General features: G+C 46.3%; 1 protein-coding gene. It reads right to left on the bottom strand.

Annotation, left to right across the window (positions count from 1 at the left end; all coding sequences use genetic code 11):
- The coding region (locus tag NP596_RS14670) for an IS630 family transposase (RefSeq protein WP_256616135.1) at positions 1 to 1,034 on the bottom strand (1,034 nt) is incomplete at its 3' end.
- Positions 1,035 to 1,084 lie beyond the last annotated feature (50 nt).

Raw genomic sequence — 1,084 nt, 5'->3', positions numbered from 1 at the left:
CTACCTCGGACATCTCTTCGGCGCCATTTAAAAGGTTGGGCATTTTGATTATGTCTTATGATAAATGCCTCAATCGCACGTTTTAGTTCCTCAGCGCTTGCAAAGCTGGCTCCCTTGAGTGTTTTGCGGGCCAAAATGCCAAACCAAATTTCAATTTGATTTAACCAACTGGCCGAAGTCGGCGTAAAGTAAAATGTCACTCGACCCCGGTATTTTTCTAGCCAGGTGTCGTTTTTCTTGTGTGTGCAATAGTTGTCCAATATGACATGCACTTCTTTCTCTTCGGGCACATCCGCCATGACCAAGTCCATAAAATCCTGAAAGTCCTCGCGTGTTTTAGTCGAAGTAGTTTGAGCCTTGACGTGCCCGGTGGCCACATTCAAAGCGGCAAATAAATTCAAGGTTCCATGTCTTTTATAGGTGCTTTTACAGGCGGCAACAATCGTTTTATCTCGCGTTTCAACAAATCCCGTGGCCCGCTCTATTATTTGAATGCTGGGTTTTTCATCCACACTGATCACCAAAGCATTCAAAGGCGGGTTCAAGTAAAGCCCTATGATATTGGCCGACTTTTCGGTAAATTCAGGATCGGTACTGACACACCAACTCCGTGAGCGATGCAAATAAATGCCTTCTTTTTTCAACGCCCGCCAAACGGCATGCTGACTGGCATTCAATGCTTCTGCCAACGTTGGACAATCCCATCGAGCCAAGCCCTCCGGCGGTTTTTCTTCTAATTTCGTAAGTAATCGATCCCTAAAGGCTTTTCCATACGTTTCAGGCTTGCCGGATCGCGACTCATCTTCGAGCCCAGCCAGTCCTTTTTCAGCAAACCGCCTTCGCCATTTGCCAATTCGCAGGACGGAGGTGTCCAATTTTTCCGCAATCTCTTGGTTTTGTTTTCCGGTCGAGCATTCTAAAATGATCTGTGCGCGCTCAACCTGTCGACGCTCGGCGCTATGGCTGCGGACTATTTTTTCGAGCTGCTGTGTTTGCTCGGTCGTCAGTATTATTTCTATCGCTTTTCTAGGCATGGTGCCCAGTATAGCTAATACTAAATATTATTTGCGCAATTAAACACTAG

The sequence above is a fragment of the Methylomonas rivi genome, assembly GCF_024505165.1.
In the GTDB taxonomy this organism is placed as follows: domain Bacteria; phylum Pseudomonadota; class Gammaproteobacteria; order Methylococcales; family Methylomonadaceae; genus Methylomonas; species Methylomonas rivi.
This window is presented reverse-complemented; position numbering and strand designations above follow the sequence as displayed.